Consider the following 15,990-nt stretch of genomic DNA (forward strand, 5'->3'; position numbering starts at 1 on the left):
AAAGCGCCCACACCTGGATCGCCATGGGACGGCGGGCCGACGACACGAGCCGAAGGGGAGAACGGCGCCCCCTCGGCCGGACCGTGCCACCATGTGAGCCGCGAAGTACGGAGGAGCCGGTGACGGCAGCACAGCAATCGGGGAGAGGGACCATGAGCGCCGGTGAGGGCAGCCCCGGAGGCGGCACGGGAGCGGGTACGCGCATCGCGCGCGTGCCCAAGTACTACCGGCTCAAGCGCCACCTCCTCGACATGACGGACACCATGCCGCCCGGCACGCCCGTGCCGCCGGAACGCACCCTCGCGGCCGAGTTCGACACCTCCCGCACCACGGTGCGCCAGGCGCTCCAGGAGCTGGTCGTCGAGGGCCGGCTCGAACGCATCCAGGGCAAGGGCACCTTCGTCGCCAAGCCGAAGGTCGCCCAGGCGCTCCAACTGACCTCGTACACCGAGGACATGCGGGCACAGGGCCTCGAACCCACCTCCCAACTGCTGGACATCGGCTACGTGACCGCCGACCAGGCCCTGGCCGGGCTGCTGGACATCACGGCCGGCGGCCGGGTGCTGCGCATCGAGCGGCTGCGGCTCGCCAGCGGGGAGCCGATGGCCATCGAGACCACGCACCTTTCGGCCAAACGCTTTCCGGCGCTGCGCCGTTCGCTGGTGAAGTACACCTCGCTCTACACGGCGCTGGCCGAGGTCTACGACGTCCGGCTCGCGGAAGCCGAGGAGACGATCGAGACCTCGCTCGCCACTCCGCGCGAGGCGGGGCTGCTCGGCACCGACGTGGGTCTTCCCATGCTGATGCTCTCCCGGCACTCCCTCGACGGGCGGGGGGAACCGGTGGAGTGGGTGCGCTCGGTCTACCGGGGCGACCGGTACAAGTTCGTGGCCCGGCTCAAGCGTCCGCTGGACTGAGCGGACCGGTTCCGTTCACCCGCGCGTGCCAGGGATCGAACCCGTAGCGATCACTTTCAGCCATCGATGAACCACATCCGTTCCCTCTCCGTGCCGTTGACGGAAACAGTCCCGTCGCCGGGAAGTCATACGGCCGGTGCACCCGGCCGGGGCACCGGCCGGACCCACCGGCGGTCAGCGAGGAACGGAGTCAGACCATGTCAGAAGTGCCCTTGCCCACCCCACCCCCGACGGTGACGCCGGTCCGGGTGGTCATCGCGATATGCCTCGCCGCTCCGTTCGTGGCGCTGCTCTGGGTCGGCTCGTACGCCAAGGCCGACCCGGCGTTCATCGGTATCCCGTTCTTCTACTGGTACCAGATGCTCTGGGTGATCATCTCGACCGGGCTGACGATGCTCGCGTACACGCTCTGGAAGCGCGACCAGCGCTCCCGCAAGGGGGGTGTCTCCGCATGAAGGACGGTGTGAACGGCGTCGCGCTCGGCGTCTTCGTCTTCTTCTTCCTGGCGGTCACCGTCGTCGGGTTCATGGCCGCCCGCTGGCGGCGCGCGGACAACGCCCAGAGCCTGGACGAATGGGGCCTGGGCGGGCGGTCGTTCGGGACCTGGGTGACCTGGTTCCTGCTGGGCGGCGACCTGTACACCGCGTACACCTTCGTCGCCGTCCCGGCGGCGATCTACGGGGCGGGGGCCGCGGGCTTCTTCGCGGTTCCGTACACGATCCTGGTGTACCCGCTGATCTTCACCTTCCTGCCGCGGCTCTGGTCCGTGTCGCACAAGCACGGGTACGTCACCACCTCCGACTTCGTCCGGGGCCGCTTCGGCTCCCGGGGACTGTCGCTCGCGGTCGCGCTCACCGGCATCCTCGCCACGATGCCGTACATCGCCCTGCAACTCGTCGGCATCCAGGCGGTGCTGGACGTGATGGGCGTCGGCGGCGGCGAGAACACCAACTGGTTCCTCAAGGACCTGCCGCTGCTGATCGCCTTCGCGGTGCTCGCGGCGTACACCTACTCCTCGGGCCTGCGCGCGCCCGCGCTGATCGCGTTCGTCAAGGACGGGCTGATCTACCTGGTCATCGCGGTGGCGATCATCTACATCCCGATCAAGCTGGGCGGCTTCGACGAGGTCTTCGCCGGGGCGAACGCGAAGTTCTCCGCCGCCAACGAGGCGGCCGGCAAGACGGTCGCCGGTATCGTGCCCGGAGTGTCCGGCCAGTGGGGTTACGCCACCCTGGCGCTGGGCTCGGCTCTGGCGCTGTTCATGTACCCGCACTCGATCACGGCGACGCTCTCCAGCCGCAGCCGTGAGGTGATCCGCCGCAACACCACGATCCTGCCGCTGTACTCGCTGATGCTCGGCCTGCTGGCCCTGCTCGGCTTCATGGCCATCGCGGCCGGGGTCAAGGTGGCCAACGGACAGCTGGCCATCCCGCAGCTCTTCGAGAACATGTTCCCCGACTGGTTCGCCGGGGTCGCCTTCGCCGCGATCGGGATCGGCGCGCTGGTACCGGCGGCCATCATGTCCATCGCCGCCGCGAACCTCTTCACCCGGAACATCTACAAGGAGTTCCTGAAGCCGGACGCGACGCCCGCCCAGGAGACGAAGGTCTCCAAGCTGGTCTCGCTCCTGGTGAAGGTCGGCGCCCTGGTCTTCGTCCTCACCATGGACAAGACCGTGGCCATCAACTTCCAGCTGCTGGGCGGGATCTGGATCCTCCAGACGATGCCGGCGCTGGTCGGCGGGCTGTTCACCCGGTGGTTCCACCGCTGGGCGCTCATCGCGGGCTGGGCGGCGGGCATGCTGTACGGCACCCTCGCCGCGTACGGCGTGGCCTCCCCGACCCAGAAGCACTTCGGCGGCTCGTCCAAGGAGATCCCGGGCATCGGCGAGATCGGCTACATCGGCCTCACCGCGTTCGTGCTGAACGTCGTGGTGGTGATCGTGGTGACCCTCGTACTCAACGCGCTCAAGGCGCCGGCGGGCATCGACGAGACCTCGCCGGAGGACTACACGGCGGACGTCGGCGACCCCGGCGTGCAGGAGAAGCTGGCGCCGGCCACCGTGGGTGCGCCGGGCGGCCACTGACGCGCTCCGGCGGGCCGGGCCGGAACGCCGGGGCGAAACCGACCACCGGGCCGTCGCGTCCTCCCTCACCGGGAGGGGCGGCGGCCCGGCGGCGTTCCCGCCCCGCGGCCGGACCGCCAGACCCGTACGGAAGGATGTGCTCATGACATCTCGCGCGCGACTGCACGGCTTGTGGCCCGCCCTGCTGGTCCTCACCCTCGTCGGCTGCGGCACCGAGCACGCCGTGGCGGGGGCCGAAGCCCCGGAGGGCGTAGCGGACCACGCCGAGCTGGAGGCGCGGGCGACGGCGCTCCAGACCCGGACCGACCGCGTGTACGTCACCGAGGTGCCCGGCTACACCCTGGCCACGCAGTCGGTGGGCGTGCTGGGCGACGACGGCTTCGGCAGCTCCTACACGGACAAGCACGGACACGTGATCCAGCTCGGCGTGGAGCGCGCCGACTACTCCCCCGCCGACTGCGGCAAGAAGCCGGTGAGCGACGGCTCGGCCGGATACACCGTCTGCGAGCGCGAGGGCGAGCGCTGGTACAGCGAGACCGCCCTCGGCCGCGCCTACGCCCGCACCAAGGGGGATCTCGTGGTGACGGTGAGCGCCGAACTCGCCGCCGCGGACCGGGACACCCTGCGTGCGGCGGCCGACGCGGCCCACCTGGCGGACGACGCGGAGCTCGACACCGTCCTCCCGCCACTCGGCCAGGCCCCCGGGTCGCAGCCGATCGAGCGCGGCGACCTCCCGCCGGAGGGCGACGGCGCCCCGGACAACCACGTGGGCGCGAGCGGCTGAGCCCCGCCCCGCACCGGCCTGTCCCCCGGGCCCGTGGACCACGCAGAATGGCGGTCATGGACCTGACGATCAGAAGGGCCGAACCCGAGGAGTACGCGCTCCTCGGCGAGATCACGGCCCAGGCGTACCTCGGTGACGGCCTGTTGGGCGGAGGCGAGGACGACCCCTATCTGGACCGGCTGCGGGACGTGTCCGGCCGGGCCGCCGTGGCGGAGGTGCTGGTGGCGGTCGACGCCGACGGCACGGTGCTCGGCGGGGTGACGTACGCGCCGCCCGGCAGCCCCATGTGCGACGTCGCACCGCCGGACGAGGCGGAGTTCCGCATGCTGGCCGTGGGCAGAGCCGGGCGCGGTCGGGGAGCCGGAGAGGCGCTCGTACGGGCGTGCGCGGCACGTGCCCGGGCCACCGCCGGGGTCACCGGTCTCGCTCTCTCCACCCAGCCCGCGATGGCCGGGGCGCACCGGGTCTACCACCGCCTCGGCTTCGCCCGCACCCCGGAGCGCGACTGGTCTCCCGTGCCGGGCCTGACCCTGCTCACCTACCGGCTGGACCTGGCCGGCAGGGGCTGAGAGCCCGCCGCCAGAGGCCCCGGACGGCCCGTCGCGCCCGTCCCCGTACGGGAACACCGCCCCTCACCGCCACTACATGTGGGGTGTCGGTGCTCCCCGGCCACCACATGTATGCTCGTCTCGCTGTCGTCGCAGGGGAATCCGGTGCGAATCCGGAACTGTCCCGCAACGGTGTGAACCGCGCGTTTCGCGCACCTTCGAGTCCGGCTACCTGCCGACAGCGCGTCCGGCTCACCCGAACCGGACGCCCGTACGTCCGGGCCTCGCGGTTGGGCCGGTGGACGCCGTGTGCGGTGCCGCCCGTCTCCAGGTGGCGCGCCCCGCGGCCCTCCCCATCCCCCGCCGGTCCAGAGCCGAGCGAGGGAGAGCACCACCGTGACCATCGCGCCCGCCGATCCGGCGTCCGTGCCCGCAGCCACCGCAGCGACCGAACCCGCCGACGGCCCCGGGGCCGCACTGCTGCGCACCCTGACCGCCCTCACCGCGGACCTGCCGGACACCGACCCGGGCAGGGTCGCCGCCGCCGCGCTGCGGGGCCGCAGCGCGCACGCCGACGAGGCGGAGCTGCTGACCCTGGCCACCGAATCGGCCGCCGGTCTGATCGCGGAGGACCCCGCCTACTCGCGGCTCGCCGCCCGGCTGCTGACCCGGACCATCGCCGCCGAGGCGGCCGGTGAGGGCGCGGTGTCCTTCTCCGCCTCGGTCGCCGTCGGCCACCGCGAGGGCCTGATCGCGGACCGTACGGCGGCGTTCGTGGAACTGCACGCCGAGCGGCTGGACGCCCTGGTCGAGGAGGCCCTCGCGGGCGGCGCCGACGACCGCTTCGGTTACTTCGGCCTGCGCACCCTCTACAGCCGCTACCTGCTGCGCCACCCGATCACCCGCCAGGTCGTGGAGATCCCGCAGCACTTCATGCTGCGGGTCGCCGCCGGGCTGGCCGAGAACGACTCCGCCGGCGCGGTGGACGAGGTCGAGGCGCTCTACGGACTGATGAGCCGGCTCGACTACCTGCCCTCCTCCCCCACGCTCTTCAACTCGGGCACCCGCCACCCGCAGATGTCCTCCTGCTATCTGCTGGACTCCCCGCTGGACGAACTGGACTCGATCTACGGCCGCTACCACGAGGTGGCGCGGCTCTCGAAGCACGCGGGCGGCATCGGTCTGTCGTTCTCCCGCATCCGCTCGCGCGGCTCCCTGATCCGGGGCACCAACGGGCTCTCCAACGGCATCGTGCCGTTCATGAAGACGCTGGACGCCTCCGTCGCGGCCGTCAACCAGGGCGGCCGGCGCAAGGGCGCGGCCGCGGTCTACCTGGAGACCTGGCACGCCGACATCGAGGAGTTCCTGGAGCTCCGCGACAACACCGGTGAGGACCAGCGGCGTACGCACAACCTGAACCTGGCGCACTGGATCCCCGACGAGTTCATGCGCCGGGTCGAGACCGACTCCGCCTGGTCGCTGTTCTCGCCCGCCGACGTGCCCGAGCTGGTGGACCTGTGGGGCGACGCCTTCGACACCGCCTACCGGGCCGCCGAGGCGAAGGGCCTGGCCCGCCGCACGATCCCCGCCCGTGAGCTGTACGGCCGGATGATGCGCACCCTGGCGCAGACCGGCCAGGGCTGGATGACGTTCAAGGACGCGTCCAACCGCACCGCGAACCAGACCGCCGAGCCGGGCCGGGTCGTGCACTCCTCGAACCTCTGCACGGAGATCCTGGAGGTCACCGACGACGGCGAGACCGCCGTCTGCAACCTCGGCTCGGTCAACCTGGGCGCCTTCGTGGCGGACGGGGCGATCGACTGGGAGCGGCTGGACGCCACCGTGCGCACGGCCGTGACCTTCCTGGACCGGGTCGTCGACATCAACTTCTACCCGACCGGGCAGTCCGGCCGGTCCAACGCCCGCTGGCGGCCGGTGGGTCTGGGCGCGATGGGCCTCCAGGACGTCTTCTTCCAGCTGCGGCTGCCGTTCGACTCCCCTGAGGCCCGCGAGCTCTCCACCCGTATCTCGGAGCGGATCATGCTCGCCGCGTACGAGGCCTCCTGCGACCTCGCGGAGAAGTCCGGCCCGCTGCCCGCGTGGAGCGAGACCCGCGCCGCGCGCGGGGTGCTGCACCCGGACCACTACGACACGGCGCCGGCCTGGCCGGAGCGGTGGGAGGCGCTGCGCGCCCGGATCGCGAAGACCGGAATGCGCAACTCGCTGCTGCTCGCCATCGCGCCGACCGCGACCATCGCCTCGATCGCCGGGGTGTACGAGTGCATCGAGCCGCAGGTCTCCAACCTCTTCAAGCGCGAGACGCTCAGCGGTGAGTTCCTCCAGGTCAACGCGTACCTCGTGGACGAGCTGAAGCGGCTCGGCGTGTGGGACGCGCGGACCCGTGAGGCGCTGCGCGACGCGAGCGGCTCGGTACAGGGCTTCGGCTGGATTCCGGCGGAGGTGCGCGCGCTGTACCGCACCGCGTGGGAGATCCCGCAGCGCGGCCTGATCGACATGGCCGCCGCCCGTACGCCGTACCTCGACCAGAGCCAGTCGCTGAACCTGTTCCTGGAGACGCCGACCATCGGGAAGCTCTCCTCGATGTACGCGTACGCCTGGAAGCAGGGGCTGAAGACGACGTACTACCTGCGTTCGCGTCCGGCGACCCGGATCGCCCGTGCCGCCTCCGGCACCGCGAAGGCCGCCGCCCCCGCCCCCGCCACCGTCCCCGTGCAGCAGGCCTACTCCGACGCGGAGGCCCTCGCCTGCTCCCTCGAAAACCCCGAGTCCTGCGAGGCCTGCCAGTAATGACCACCGACATGAACAAGAACCTGCTCGACCCGGGCTTCGAGCTGACCCTGCGCCCCATGCGCTATCCGGACTTCTACGAGCGCTACCGGGACGCGATCAAGAACACCTGGACCGTGGAGGAGGTCGATCTCCACTCCGACGTGGCCGACCTCGCCAAACTGTCCCCGGGCGAGCAGCACATGATCGGCCGGCTGGTGGCGTTCTTCGCCACGGGCGACTCGATCGTCTCCAACAACCTCGTGCTGACGCTGTACAAGCACATCAACTCCCCCGAGGCACGGCTGTACTTGTCGCGGCAGCTGTTCGAGGAGGCCGTGCACGTCCAGTTCTATCTGACGCTGCTCGACACCTACCTGCCCGACCCGGACGACCGTGCCGCCGCGTTCGACGCGGTGGAGGAGATCCCGTCGATCCGCGAGAAGGCGCAGTTCTGCTTCCGCTGGATGGACTCGGTCGAGAAGATCGACCGGCTGGAGACCAAGGCCGACCGGCGCCGGTTCCTGCTGAACCTGATCTGCTTCGCGGCCTGCATCGAGGGTCTGTTCTTCTACGGCGCGTTCGCGTACGTCTACTGGTTCCGCTCGCGCGGCCTGCTGCACGGCCTCGCCACCGGCACCAACTGGGTGTTCCGCGACGAGACGATGCACATGAACTTCGCCTTCGAGGTCGTGGACACCGTCCGCAAGGAGGAGCCGGACCTCTTCGACGACGAACTCCAGCAGCAGGTCACCGACATGCTGAAGGAGGCCGTGGAGGCGGAGCTCCAGTTCGGCCGCGACCTGTGCGGCGAGGGCCTGCCGGGCATGAACACCGAGTCGATGCGCCAGTACCTGGAGTGCGTCGCGGACCAGCGCCTGGTCCGGCTGGGCTTCCCGGCGCTGTACGGCTCCGAGAACCCGTTCTCGTTCATGGAGCTCCAGGGCGTGCAGGAGCTGACGAACTTCTTCGAGCGGCGCCCGTCCGCCTACCAGGTCGCGGTGGAGGGCACGGTCGGCTTCGACGACGACTTCTGATCCTCCCGGTCCGCTCGCACGGCGGCGGGCACTCCCACGAGGGGGTGCCCGCCGCCGTTGCGTCAGGCCCCGGTCGAGGCGCGCACCTCGGCGAAACGGGCCCGGGCCGGCTCCGCTCCCGGCGGTGCCCAGAGCGCGGTGACCTCGCCGTGCAGCGGCCCCGCGTCGCCCTTGGCCTCCTCGGCGTCACCCCTCAGCGCGCGGACCACCCGCAGGGTCCAGCTTCCGCCCCCCGCAGGGTCCGTCAGCAGGACGTCGGTGCCGTACATCCCGCTCCGCACGGTCTCGACGACCGCGCTCCCGGGGATGTCGTCCCCCATGAACCGGCTGTGCACGGTCGGGTCGACGGTGTCCGACTCGCTCTGCGCCTGCGGTACGGCCCGGCCGTGCAGCAGGGCCAGGAGCCGGTCGGTCAGTACGGCGTCCCGGGTGCCGTCGTACACCCAGCGTGTGCCGAGCACCCCGTGCTCGGTGGTGCCGATCAGGGCTGCCTCGGCGCCGTCGAGCGGGGCGCCCCGGTAGGTGACGGGCACGTGGTACGGGACCGGGCGGCCCGCCGAGGCGTCGGTGACCACCATGAACTCGATGCCCACCTCGCCCTCCGGGTCGTCGAGCCGGAAGCCGCCCGCCTTCGCCAGTTCGGGCTCCTCGCCCGCGTACCAGGGCTGGGCGGGCAGCCAGGCGGCGACCAGGTCGAGCTTGCCGGGGTTCATGGTGGTGCGGTGGATGACTGCCATGTCTCACTTCGTCCGTCGGGTGAACAGGTCGTCCCATGATCGCGTGCCGGCCGGGCGCGCACGCGGTCCCGACGCGGGACTCCCGCGCGGCGCCCTCCGTCAGATACGGGCCCAGGACCGGAGGCGCGGGAGGCTTGCGGCGTGCCGGGCCGGGGCGGCCGCCGGCGGGTCGGCGGAGGGGGCGGGCGGGTCGGCGCGGCGGGCGTCCCGAGCCGCGCGCAGCTCACGGGAGATGCGGCGCTCCCGGGCGGACCCGACGAGCGCCGGGAGCAGGACGAGGGCGGCGAGGACGGTGACACCGAGGAGGCTCAGGAGTGTGTTCATGGCTCCACTCTGGCGGTCGGGAACACATCCGAGCAGTGGCAGGACTGTCATCGACCATCGAATTGCTGCCACACTGCCACCATGCTGAAAAACGTCGCCGCTCTCCTGCTGGACGAGGTCCACCCCTTCGAACTCGGCGTCCTGTGCGAGGTGTTCGGCCTCGACCGCAGCGAGGAGGGGCTGCCGGTGCACGATTTCGCGGTGGTGTCGGCGGAGGGGCCGGCACTGCGTACCCATGCCGGTTTCACCATCTCCACCGAGCACGGCCTCGAACGGCTGGAGGAGGCCGACCTCGTCGCCGTGCCGGCGGGCAGCCGCTTCCTCGCCCGGGATTACCCCGAGGAGGTCCTGGAAGCGCTGCGGAGGGCCGTGGCGCGCGGTGCGCGGGTGCTGTCCGTCTGCTCCGGCGCGTTCGTCCTCGGGGCTGCGGGGCTGCTGGACGGCCGCCGCTGCACCACGCACTGGCGGCACTCCGACGAACTGGCCCGCCGCTTCCCGCTGGCGCGGGTGGAGCCGGACGTGCTCTACGTCGACGAGGGCCGGGTGATCACCTCGGCCGGGACGGCGGCCGGTATCGACGCCTGTCTGCATCTGGTGCGCCAGGAGTACGGCCAGGAGGTCGCCAACGTCATCGCCCGCCGGATGGTGGTCCCCCCGCACCGGGACGGCGGCCAGGCGCAGTACGTCAAGCGCCCGTTGCCGCGCACCCGGTGCGACACCGTCGGGGACACCCTGGCGTGGATGGAGAACCATCTCGACCAGGAGATGACCGTCGATCAGCTGGCGAGCCTCGCCCACATGTCGCCGCGCACCTACGCGCGCCGGTTCCAGCAGGAGACGGGCACGACCCCGTACCGCTGGCTGCTGCGGCAGCGGGTGCTGCTGGCCCAGCATCTGCTGGAGTCCTCGGACGAGACCATGGAGGCCATCGCCGGGCGGACCGGCTTCGGCAACGCGGCCGCGCTGCGGCACCAGTTCGTACGCTCGCTGGGGACGACCCCCAACGCCTACCGGCGGACCTTCCGAGGCCCGGCCGAGGTGCCGGGGGCGGCCTGAGAGCGGCCCACGGACCCGCGGAGTCCGCCGCGGGTCCGTGCGCACGCGTGGGGGCGACGGTCAGATGCCGCAGTTGGGGGCCGACCAGAAGTGGCTCGGGCCCTGGTTGACGTGCACGTGGTCACCGTGGTCCGGGTAGCCCGGGCCGAGGATTCCGTTGAAGCCGTGGTTGCGTGCCTGGAGCGCCATGGTGCAGAGCGAGTGGGCCCCGACCCCGAGGTCGACCGCGTCACCGTAGAGATGGCGGCTGCCCGAGGCGCCGCCCACCGCCGCGTTGCAGGAGGTGGACCGGAAGCCGCTGGTGACGCGGATCGGCTGGTCGCCGAGCGCGTGCCGCAGGGCCTCCAGCTTCCACATGCTGGTGAGGGCGTTGGCCTTCGCCGTTCCGGCGGCGACCGCGCCGCCGGCCCAGGTGCTGTTGCAGGTGTTCAGCTCCGCGTACGTGAAGTGGACCGGGGTGCAGTCGTCGTCCTGGAGCGCGTAGATCTTGGCCTGGGTGGCCGGTCCGGCGATGCCGTCGGCGGTGAGGCCGTAAGCCGCCTGGAAGCGCTTGACGGCGGCGGTGGTGGCGGGGCCGTACGAGCCGTCGACGGCGAGCACCGTGTTGTAGCCGGGGTATCCGGCGACCCGGATCTGGAGCTGGGTGACGTCGTTGCCGGTAGCACCGGAGGACAGGGTGCGGGTGAAGGTGAAACAGCCGTCCGCGTGGGCGGTGCCGGCCGTGAGCACGGCCCCGCCCCACGCCAGTGAGATGGTCATGACAAATCCGAGCAGGACACGCGCGGTGCGCCTGAGCATGTGGGGTGCTCCCTCTCGCGGTGGAATGTGACTCGCGGTGCGACGCGCCTCGCGGTGTACTTCGCGGTGCGGTGTACCTCGCGGTGCGGTGCGCCTCGCGGTGCGGTGTGGGAGCGAGCCTGACGCAGCGGTCGACGCGCGTCAACTCCCCCTGGTAAGAGCCTGGTTGAGGTGACGCACACACGAAAGGGGTCCGGCCGCCGAAGTCTCCTTGCCCGACCGGACCCCCTCACCGCCAACGCGCGGTACGGAATCAGTCGTTGGCGACGATCTCGTAGCGCGGGGTGCCCTCGGCCATCTGCTTCAGCGCGTCCTTGCGGTCCCGCTTCGACAGCCGGTCGATGTAGAGGTAGCCGTACAGGTGGTCCGTCTCGTGCTGGAGGCAGCGCGCGAAGTAGCCGGTGCCCCGCACCTTGATCGGGTTGCCCTGCGCGTCCTGGCCGCTGACCACGGCGTAGTCCGGGCGGGCCAGCTCGGCGTAGGCGGTCGGGACCGACAGGCAGCCCTCGTTGGAGTCGTCCAGCACCCTGGCCTGGGGGGGCAGTTCCTCCAGGACCGGGTTGACGACGACACCCACGTGCCGCACCCCGTCGTCGTCCGGGCAGTCGTAGACGAAGACCTTCTGGTCCACGCCGATCTGGTTGGCGGCCAGGCCGACGCCCTCGGCCGTCCGCTGGCTGGCGAACATGTCGTCGATCAGCCGCGCCAGCTCGTCGCCGAACTCGGTGACGTCCTGGCACTCCTTGTGCAGGACCGGGTTGCCCACGACCGTGATCGGACGGGAGGTGCCGCGTCCGCGGTACGCCGCCTCACGCTCCTCGCAGTCCTCCGTGTCCACGACGAAAACCTCGTCGTCCACGCCGATCCGCTCGTCCGTCTCCTGCTGCGACATGTCCGCCGTACGCCTTCCTGCAAACCGTGAACCGTGAAACCCGGAGTCCGGGCAGATCAGCACCTGGGAATCGGTGCCCGTACAGCCTACGGGGAGACGGAGCCCGGGGGCACGGTCAGCAGACTTCTTCGAGATCCCGCCACTCACGGCTGTCCGGACTGTCGGCGACCCAGCCGTCCAGCAGCCCTCGCACCAGTCCTGCCGGGGCGGCGAGGCCGCATTCGCGTTCGGGGGCCCAGAGGCCGCCCGCCGTGCGATGTCCCAGCGGACCGGGGTGACCCGGCTCACTGTGGTCGTGCGGGTCGAGGTGCTCGCCGTCGCCCTCGTCGCTCTCCATCCGGCTCTCCGAACAGGACCGGCAGAGCAGCCGCACCGACGAGGACCAGTCCTCGGCGGCGAACCCGGCGTCCGAGGCGAGCTTCTCCAGCGCGTCCCGGTCCTCCTCGGTGGCCGCCTCCAGCAGCACCACCCAGGTCGGCACCGGCGAGGGCGCCCACAGCTCGATCTCGTCGAAGACCGGGTACGAGGGACCCGCCGCGGTCACCCGCTCACCGTTGGGCACCCCGTCGTGCAGCACGACCTCGCCCCAGCGGCGCCCGGAGGACGGCAACGGGATCGACAGGACCTCGATCCGGGCCGGGTCGAGCCGGCGCCCCCAGACCACCTCGGCTTCGCCCTCCGGCGACAGCCGTACCGCGGCGCTGCCCAGCTCCATGCCGGTCGGCTCGGTGGTCGCGGCGGCCCCCTGCGCCCCGGTGCCGGGCACCTTCAGGCCGTACGCCTGCCAGGCCCTGCGGGCCAGCGGCCAGTCCTGGAGCGCGGTCGCGGCGATGCCCACGTTCCACCAGTCCGGAGCGCCGGACTCCCGGTCCAGCAGCGCGACGGCCCGCAGTCCCGCCGACCGCGCCTGCTCCCAGTCGTGCCGGAACTTGTGCAGCAGCGCCAGGTTGAACCAGGACTCCGAGAGCCAGGGTTCCAGGTCCGCCGCGCGCGTCAGCAACGCCCCCGCGTCCTCGTACCGGCCGTCGCCGATCAGGGTGAACGCCCGGTCGGTGGCCTGCCGCCACGAGGCGGACGGCCGATGCCGTGCCTTCCCGAAGATCCTCACGATTCCCGCCTGTCCCGACTGGACACCCTCTTCTTTCGCATCCAACCATGCCCGGCCGGACGCCCGCTCATTACCCATGGGTTACCCCGTGCGCACCCGGGACGGACCGCCCCTCGCCAGGACGCCGGCCAGCGCCTCGACCACCTGCGGCTGGTAGTCGTGGCCGGTGCCGATGCGCAACTGCTCCAAGGCCCCCAGAGCCCCTCCCACGGCTTCCCCGCACAGGTCCTCGTACGCGTTGACCGCACGGACGATCCGCGCGGTGAGCGGCTGCTCCCGGTACGGGTCCGCCTGGGTCTCCACCACCACCGCCACCTTCGCGTCCACCCCGGTCTGCCGCACCACGGCCCCGCCGAGCAGCGCGATCCGGCGCTGCTCGGCGGCGGGCAGCCGGGCGGTGGCCCCGTCCGCCAGTGGATCGACCAGGGAGAGCTGGCCGATGTCGTGCATCAGCGCCGCGTACTCCAGCACGGTCAGCTCGCGGCCCGCCAGCCCCAGCTCGCGGCCGACCGCCGTGGAGAGCTCGGCGACCCGGCGGGCGTGGCCGGGCGGGGTGTACCCGGCGATCTCGGTGGAGCGGGCCAGGGAGGCGATGGTCTGCCGGTAGGTCTCGCGGACCGCGGCGTACCGGCGGAAGGAGACCTGGGTGAGGAGGAGCGGTACGCACAGCACGGGCAGCGCCCACAGCCCGGCGACGGCGACCCCGAGCGCCATCACGGCGCCGGTCGCGCACACCGCCGACCCGATGCCGGGCAGGCCGCACAGTTCGTCGCGCAGGTGCGAGCCGAACGGGTAGCGGGTCCGCGCCGCCAGCACCGACGCGGCGAGCACCGCGTCGCACAGCGCCGTCAGCCCCAGCAGCCCGACCAAGAAGGCGGCGTACGCCGGCCCCTCCCCCAGCGCCCCGGTGGACTGCTCGGCGATCCGCAGCGGCTGGAAGCAGACCGCGGCGAAGGCCACGGTCAGGATCCGCCGGGCCGCCCCGTCGGCGTCGGGACCGCCGCCGCGCACCAGGGCGTGCCGCGAAAGCACCTTCGCAACACGCTTGAGATGCGGTACGGCGGCAAGGAGCTGGGCCGCGGTGACGACGGTGATCACCTGGAGCACCCCCTGCCCGGTCGGCTCCCCGGCGCTCCGCCCGAGCAGGGCGTACGCGAGGGCCCCGGCGGCGCCGAGCGGCGCGGGCTCCCGTTCGCCGGGCAGGGCGCCCCGGCGGGCGAGTTCGCCGCCGGCGACGAGCGCGCCGAAGGCGAGGGCGTGGCCCGGTTCGGCGAACCCGGCCCGGAGGGTGTGGACCACGGCGACGAGGATCAGCACGAGGGCGGCCACGCGCAGCGCGCGGACGGCGGACGGCGGTCCGCCACCGGGGCGGCCGGTCGGGGAGGTCACCGCTCGCTCCGTCCGTCGCCGTCGGCGGTCCGTGCCGCGCCGGCCGCTCCCCCGGCGCCCGGCACCTGACCGCGCGGGGGCGGCAGCGTGGCCTCGTCCGAGGTCACGGCGACCGTCGCCGCCGACCAGTCGTACCGGTCCAGGGCGCGGACCAGCGCGCGCACCATCCGGGGGTCGAAATGGCTGCCCGCGCAGCGGCGCAGTTCCTCGACGGCGGCGGCCACCGGGCGCCCGCGCCGGTAGGAGCGGTTGGAGGTCATCGCGTCGAAGGCGTCGGCGACGGCGACCACCCGGGCGGACTCGGGGATGTGGGCGCCCCTGAGTCCGTGCGGGTAGCCGGTGCCGTCCAGCCGCTCGTGGTGGTGGAGGATCGCCGCCCTGGCCTCGTCGAGGAAGCCGATGCCCCGCACGATCTCGTGGCCGTACTCGGGATGGAGTTCGATGACCCGCCGCTCCTGCGGGGTGAGCGGTCCGTCCTTGCGCAGGATCCGTGTCGGCACGCCGAGCTTGCCGACGTCGTGCAGGATGCCGGCGAACCGCAGGGCCTCCACCCGCTCGGGCGCCATGCCGATCTCACGGGCGATGAGGACGGACGCACGGCCGACGCGCTCGCTGTGGCCACGCGTGTAGGTGTCCTTGATGTCGACGGCCTGGACGAGGGCGCGGATGGTGGCCCGATGCGCGGCCCGCTCCCGGTGGTACTGGGCGAAGACCCAGCAGGAGATGTACATGGGCAGCAGCACGAAGAGCGAGGAGAGCGGGCCGTAGGGGCCGCGCCACAGGACCGCCATCATCAGCCCGGCGAGCGCGTGCACGAGATGCGGCCCGAACGAGGAGGCGAACAGGCCGTGCCAGGCGTTCCGTACGGGCACGTGTTCGGCGGGCACCCGGATGGCGCCGTCGAGCAGGGCGAGGACGAGGCTGAAGGCGAGAGCGGCGGCGCAGGCGGGCACCAGCACGTGGGGGAAGTCGGGCACGGCCCCCCGCTGCCCGCCCGGCCCGTGCTGCCCGCCGAGCGCGGCCGGGCCGCCGAGCGCCCCGTAGACCGAGGAGGCCGCCCCGACGGTGAGGGCGAGCTGCGCGGCGCGCCAGATCCGGCGGGCGGCGGACGGCCGGTGCTCGACGCGGCCGGCCAGCGCGCCGGGTACGGCGACGAGCGCGGCCGCCGAGGGCGGCAGCAGGAAGGCGGCGGCAAACAGGAACGGGAAGAACGATCCGGCGCGGACCGGCACCCGCTCGCCGAAGAAGGGGCAGCGGCCGGGGAGTTCGCCCGCCAGGTAGAGCGCGGCCAGCAGCCCGAGGCTCGGCCAGGCGACGGGAGCCCCGCCCGCCCCGGTGGGCACCTGCCCTGCCCAGGGGACTCGGGTGAGTACGGGGCTGATACAGCCGACCGCACAGACCGCCACGACCGCGATGAACGCCCGTGCCGCGACCGGTGTTCTCCTCATGCCTGCACCCGCCCCCGCGTGGTCGATGGAGGCGTCACGCTAGCGAGTAGTCGGAGCTCAGGTGCCGCAACGATCGCGA

At 72.3% G+C, this 15,990-nt stretch carries 15 protein-coding genes and 1 riboswitch; of the genes, 8 read left to right on the plus strand and 7 right to left on the minus strand.

Features of this window, described 5'->3' with window-relative positions; all coding sequences use genetic code 11:
• The first annotated feature begins 152 nt into the window (after positions 1 to 152).
• The 7 genes from OHT52_RS08355 (at position 153) to OHT52_RS08385 (ending at position 8,159) form a co-directional block, all read left to right on the plus strand.
• Positions 153 to 917: a GntR family transcriptional regulator gene (locus tag OHT52_RS08355; RefSeq protein WP_328719496.1), complete on the plus strand. Its 765-nt coding sequence runs from the start codon at positions 153 to 155 to the stop codon at positions 915 to 917.
• A gap of 197 nt (positions 918 to 1,114) precedes the next feature.
• Positions 1,115 to 1,372 (plus strand): DUF3311 domain-containing protein, encoded by a 258-nt coding sequence (locus tag OHT52_RS08360; protein WP_328719497.1) that lies wholly within the window; start codon positions 1,115 to 1,117, stop codon positions 1,370 to 1,372.
• Positions 1,369 to 3,003 (plus strand): monocarboxylate uptake permease MctP, encoded by a 1,635-nt coding sequence (mctP, locus tag OHT52_RS08365; RefSeq protein ID WP_328719498.1) that lies wholly within the window; start codon positions 1,369 to 1,371, stop codon positions 3,001 to 3,003. The genes OHT52_RS08360 and mctP overlap by 4 nt, the downstream gene beginning before the upstream one ends.
• A gap of 142 nt (positions 3,004 to 3,145) precedes the next feature.
• Complete coding sequence (locus OHT52_RS08370; RefSeq protein ID WP_328719499.1) at positions 3,146 to 3,787, plus strand: hypothetical protein; 642 nt, start codon at positions 3,146 to 3,148, stop codon at positions 3,785 to 3,787.
• 56 nt (positions 3,788 to 3,843) lie between these two features.
• Entirely contained in the window at positions 3,844 to 4,356 is a 513-nt protein-coding gene (locus OHT52_RS08375) for a GNAT family N-acetyltransferase (RefSeq protein ID WP_328719500.1), read from the plus strand.
• A 70-nt stretch (positions 4,357 to 4,426) separates the two neighbouring features.
• Positions 4,427 to 4,589: riboswitch (cobalamin riboswitch) on the plus strand.
• Between the two features lie 142 nt (positions 4,590 to 4,731).
• Entirely contained in the window at positions 4,732 to 7,143 is a 2,412-nt protein-coding gene (locus tag OHT52_RS08380) for a ribonucleoside-diphosphate reductase subunit alpha (RefSeq protein WP_328719501.1), read from the plus strand.
• Positions 7,143 to 8,159 (plus strand): ribonucleotide-diphosphate reductase subunit beta, encoded by a 1,017-nt coding sequence (locus OHT52_RS08385; RefSeq protein WP_387374814.1) that lies wholly within the window; start codon positions 7,143 to 7,145, stop codon positions 8,157 to 8,159. Before OHT52_RS08380 ends, OHT52_RS08385 begins: the two co-directional genes overlap by 1 nt.
• Positions 8,160 to 8,221: 62 nt before the next feature.
• Here the strand turns inward: OHT52_RS08385 and OHT52_RS08390 are convergent, their stop codons facing one another.
• Positions 8,222 to 8,896, minus strand: coding sequence for a maltokinase N-terminal cap-like domain-containing protein (locus OHT52_RS08390; RefSeq protein WP_328719502.1), 675 nt, complete (start codon positions 8,894 to 8,896; stop codon positions 8,222 to 8,224).
• Positions 8,897 to 8,995: 99 nt separating this feature from the next.
• Positions 8,996 to 9,220, minus strand: coding sequence for a hypothetical protein (locus OHT52_RS08395; RefSeq protein WP_328719503.1), 225 nt, complete (start codon positions 9,218 to 9,220; stop codon positions 8,996 to 8,998).
• A gap of 81 nt (positions 9,221 to 9,301) precedes the next feature.
• Here OHT52_RS08395 and OHT52_RS08400 point away from each other — a divergent pair, with 81 nt between their 5' ends.
• The gene (locus OHT52_RS08400) at positions 9,302 to 10,276 is read left to right on the plus strand and encodes a helix-turn-helix domain-containing protein (RefSeq protein WP_328719504.1); all 975 of its coding nucleotides are present in this window, start codon (positions 9,302 to 9,304) and stop codon (positions 10,274 to 10,276) included.
• Positions 10,277 to 10,336: 60 nt separating this feature from the next.
• On the opposite strand, the gene OHT52_RS08405 is transcribed toward OHT52_RS08400, so the two are convergent.
• The 5 genes from OHT52_RS08405 to OHT52_RS08425 form a co-directional block, all read right to left on the minus strand.
• Entirely contained in the window at positions 10,337 to 11,074 is a 738-nt protein-coding gene (locus OHT52_RS08405; RefSeq protein WP_328719505.1) for a D-Ala-D-Ala carboxypeptidase family metallohydrolase, read from the minus strand.
• A gap of 253 nt (positions 11,075 to 11,327) precedes the next feature.
• Entirely contained in the window at positions 11,328 to 11,966 is a 639-nt protein-coding gene (def, locus tag OHT52_RS08410) for a peptide deformylase (RefSeq protein ID WP_328719506.1), read from the minus strand.
• A gap of 115 nt (positions 11,967 to 12,081) precedes the next feature.
• A complete protein-coding gene (locus OHT52_RS08415) occupies positions 12,082 to 13,074 on the minus strand; it encodes a tetratricopeptide repeat protein (RefSeq protein WP_328719507.1) in 993 nt (330 codons plus the stop codon).
• 81 nt (positions 13,075 to 13,155) lie between these two features.
• Positions 13,156 to 14,463 (minus strand): HD-GYP domain-containing protein, encoded by a 1,308-nt coding sequence (locus OHT52_RS08420; protein WP_443046526.1) that lies wholly within the window; start codon positions 14,461 to 14,463, stop codon positions 13,156 to 13,158.
• Positions 14,460 to 15,911 carry an HD-GYP domain-containing protein gene (locus OHT52_RS08425; RefSeq protein WP_328719508.1) on the minus strand — a complete coding sequence of 484 codons (1,452 nt, stop codon included), beginning with the start codon at positions 15,909 to 15,911 and terminating at the stop codon, positions 14,460 to 14,462. The genes OHT52_RS08420 and OHT52_RS08425 overlap by 4 nt, the downstream gene beginning before the upstream one ends.
• Positions 15,912 to 15,990: the final 79 nt, after the last annotated feature.

It is taken from the genome of Streptomyces sp. NBC_00247 (assembly GCF_036188265.1).
Taxonomy (GTDB): domain Bacteria; phylum Actinomycetota; class Actinomycetes; order Streptomycetales; family Streptomycetaceae; genus Streptomyces.

Excerpts from the sequence above, each read along its gene's own strand:
- OHT52_RS08355 (WP_328719496.1), top strand. The coding sequence starts at position 153 with ATGAGCGCCGGTGAGGGCAGCCCCGGAGGCGGCACGGGAGCGGGTACG.
- OHT52_RS08360 (WP_328719497.1), top strand. The coding sequence starts at position 1,115 with ATGTCAGAAGTGCCCTTGCCCACCCCACCCCCGACGGTGACGCCGGTC.
- mctP (WP_328719498.1), top strand. The coding sequence starts at position 1,369 with ATGAAGGACGGTGTGAACGGCGTCGCGCTCGGCGTCTTCGTCTTCTTC.
- OHT52_RS08370 (WP_328719499.1), top strand. The coding sequence starts at position 3,146 with ATGACATCTCGCGCGCGACTGCACGGCTTGTGGCCCGCCCTGCTGGTC.
- OHT52_RS08375 (WP_328719500.1), top strand. The coding sequence starts at position 3,844 with ATGGACCTGACGATCAGAAGGGCCGAACCCGAGGAGTACGCGCTCCTC.
- OHT52_RS08385 (WP_387374814.1), top strand. The coding sequence starts at position 7,143 with ATGACCACCGACATGAACAAGAACCTGCTCGACCCGGGCTTCGAGCTG.
- OHT52_RS08390 (WP_328719502.1), bottom strand. The coding sequence starts at position 8,896 with ATGGCAGTCATCCACCGCACCACCATGAACCCCGGCAAGCTCGACCTG.
- OHT52_RS08395 (WP_328719503.1), bottom strand. The coding sequence starts at position 9,220 with ATGAACACACTCCTGAGCCTCCTCGGTGTCACCGTCCTCGCCGCCCTC.
- OHT52_RS08400 (WP_328719504.1), top strand. The coding sequence starts at position 9,302 with ATGCTGAAAAACGTCGCCGCTCTCCTGCTGGACGAGGTCCACCCCTTC.
- OHT52_RS08405 (WP_328719505.1), bottom strand. The coding sequence starts at position 11,074 with ATGCTCAGGCGCACCGCGCGTGTCCTGCTCGGATTTGTCATGACCATC.
- def (WP_328719506.1), bottom strand. The coding sequence starts at position 11,966 with ATGTCGCAGCAGGAGACGGACGAGCGGATCGGCGTGGACGACGAGGTT.
- OHT52_RS08425 (WP_328719508.1), bottom strand. The coding sequence starts at position 15,911 with ATGAGGAGAACACCGGTCGCGGCACGGGCGTTCATCGCGGTCGTGGCG.